Origin of the sequence: Agrobacterium sp. NPDC058088 (genome assembly GCF_042885035.1) — a bacterium.
Lineage (GTDB): Bacteria > Pseudomonadota > Alphaproteobacteria > Rhizobiales > Rhizobiaceae > Agrobacterium.
This window is the reverse complement of the sequence record NZ_JBHVSU010000029.1, coordinates 1-2,610: the sequence shown is the minus strand read 5'-3', so window position 1 is coordinate 2,610 and position 2,610 is coordinate 1. Positions and strand designations below refer to the sequence as shown.

At 52.5% G+C, this 2,610-nt stretch carries 1 rRNA gene; it reads left to right on the top strand.

Going from position 1 to position 2,610, the window contains the following annotated elements:
- Window positions 1-2,609, top strand: a 23S ribosomal RNA gene (locus ACFVTJ_RS25360); the annotation flags it as partial.
- Window position 2,610 lies beyond the last annotated feature (1 nt).

Sequence of the window (2,610 nt, the reverse complement as noted above, 5' to 3'; positions counted from 1 at the left end):
ATAAGGTATCTTACTTTCGAATACATAGGGGTAAGAAGCGAACGCAGGGAACTGAAACATCTAAGTACCTGCAGGAAAGGACATCAACCGAGACTCCGCAAGTAGTGGCGAGCGAACGCGGACCAGGCCAGTGGCAATGATGAATAAAGCGGAACGATTTGGAAAAGTCGGCCATAGAGGGTGATAGCCCCTTACGCGTAGAACAGTCATTGTCCTTGAGTAGGGCGGGACACGTGAAATCCTGTCTGAACATGGGGAGACCACTCTCCAAGCCTAAGTACTCGTGCATGACCGATAGCGAACAAGTACCGTGAGGGAAAGGTGAAAAGCACCCCGACGAGGGGAGTGAAATAGAACCTGAAACCGGATGCCTACAAACAGTCGGAGCCCGAGCCTTTTAGTAGGTTGGGTGACGGCGTACCTTTTGTATAATGGGTCAACGACTTAGTGTAACTAGCAAGCTTAAGCCGGTAGGTGTAGGCGCAGCGAAAGCGAGTCTGAATAGGGCGATTGAGTTAGTTGCATTAGACCCGAAACCGAGTGATCTAGCCATGAGCAGGCTGAAGGTTGGGTAACACCAACTGGAGGGCCGAACCCGTATCTGTTGCAATAGATTGGGATGACTTGTGGCTAGGGGTGAAAGGCCAATCAAACTCGGAAATAGCTGGTTCTCCGCGAAATCTATTTAGGTAGAGCGTCGACCGAATACCCTCGGGGGTAGAGCACTGGATGGGCTATGGGGACTCACCGTCTTACTGATCCTAACCAAACTCCGAATACCGAGGAGTACTAGTCGGCAGACACACGGCGGGTGCTAACGTCCGTCGTGAAAAGGGCAACAACCCTGACCTCCAGCTAAGGTCCCCAAGTCATGGCTAAGTGGGAAAGGATGTGAGGATCCCAAAACAACCAGGATGTTGGCTTAGAAGCAGCCATCATTTAAAGAAAGCGTAACAGCTCACTGGTCTAAATAAGGGTCTTTGCGCCGAAAATGTAACGGGGCTAAAGCCATGCACCGAAGCTGAGGATTTGCACATTGTGCAAGTGGTAGCGGAGCGTTCCGTAAGTCTGTGAAGGCGGACCCGTGAGGGCTGCTGGAGATATCGGAAGTGCGAATGTTGACATGAGTAACGATAAAGGGAGTGAGAGACTCCCTCGCCGAAAGACCAAGGGTTCCTGCTTAAAGTTAATCTGAGCAGGGTTAGCCGGCCCCTAAGACGAGGCGGACACGCGTAGTCGATGGGAACCACGTTAATATTCGTGGGCCTGGTGGTAGTGACGGATCTCGTGTGTTGTACAACCTTATTGGATTGGTTGTGCGGCGAAGAGGTTCCAGGAAATAGCTCCACCGTATAGACCGTACCCGAAACCGACACAGGTGGTCAGGTAGAGTATACCAAGGCGCTTGAGAGAACTATGTTGAAGGAACTCGGCAAATTGCACGCGTAACTTCGGAAGAAGCGTGACCCTTTTGTACGCAAGTATGATGGGGTGGCACAGACCAGGGGGTAGCGACTGTTTATCAAAAACACAGGGCTCTGCGAAGTAGCAATACGACGTATAGGGTCTGACGCCTGCCCGGTGCTGGAAGGTTAAAGGGAGGGGTGCAAGCTCTGAACTGAAGCCCCAGTAAACGGCGGCCGTAACTATAACGGTCCTAAGGTAGCGAAATTCCTTGTCGGGTAAGTTCCGACCTGCACGAATGGCGTAACGACTTCCCCGCTGTCTCCAACATAGACTCAGTGAAATTGAATTCCCCGTGAAGATGCGGGGTTCCTGCGGTCAGACGGAAAGACCCCGTGCACCTTTACTATAGCTTTACACTGGCATTCGCCAAGGCATGTGTAGGATAGGTGGTAGGCTTTGAAGCATGGACGCCAGTCTGTGTGGAGCCATCCTTGAAATACCACCCTTATCTTCGTGGATGTCTAACCGCGGTCCGTTATCCGGATCCGGGACAGTGTATGGTGGGTAGTTTGACTGGGGCGGTCGCCTCCGAAAGAGTAACGGAGGCGCGCGATGGTTAGCTCAGACCGGTCGGAAATCGGTCGTCGAGTGCAATGGCATAAGCTAGCCTGACTGCGAGACTGACAAGTCGAGCAGAGACGAAAGTCGGTCATAGTGATCCGGTGGTCCCGTGTGGAAGGGCCATCGCTCAACGGATAAAAGGTACGCCGGGGATAACAGGCTGATGACCCCCAAGAGTCCATATCGACGGGGTTGTTTGGCACCTCGATGTCGACTCATCGCATCCTGGGGCTGGAGCAGGTCCCAAGGGTATGGCTGTTCGCCATTTAAAGCGGTACGTGAGTTGGGTTCAGAACGTCGTGAGACAGTTCGGTCCCTATCTGCCGTGGGTGTAGGAATATTGACAGGATCTGTCCCTAGTACGAGAGGACCGGGATGGACGTATCTCTGGTGGATCTGTTGTCCTGCCAAGGGCATAGCAGAGTAGCTATATACGGAATGGATAACCGCTGAAGGCATCTAAGCGGGAAACCAACCTGAAAACGAGTGTTCCCTATCAGAGCCGTGGAAGACGACCACGTTGATAGGACGGGTGTGGAAGCACAGCAATGTGTGAAGCTTACCGTTACTAATAGCTCGATC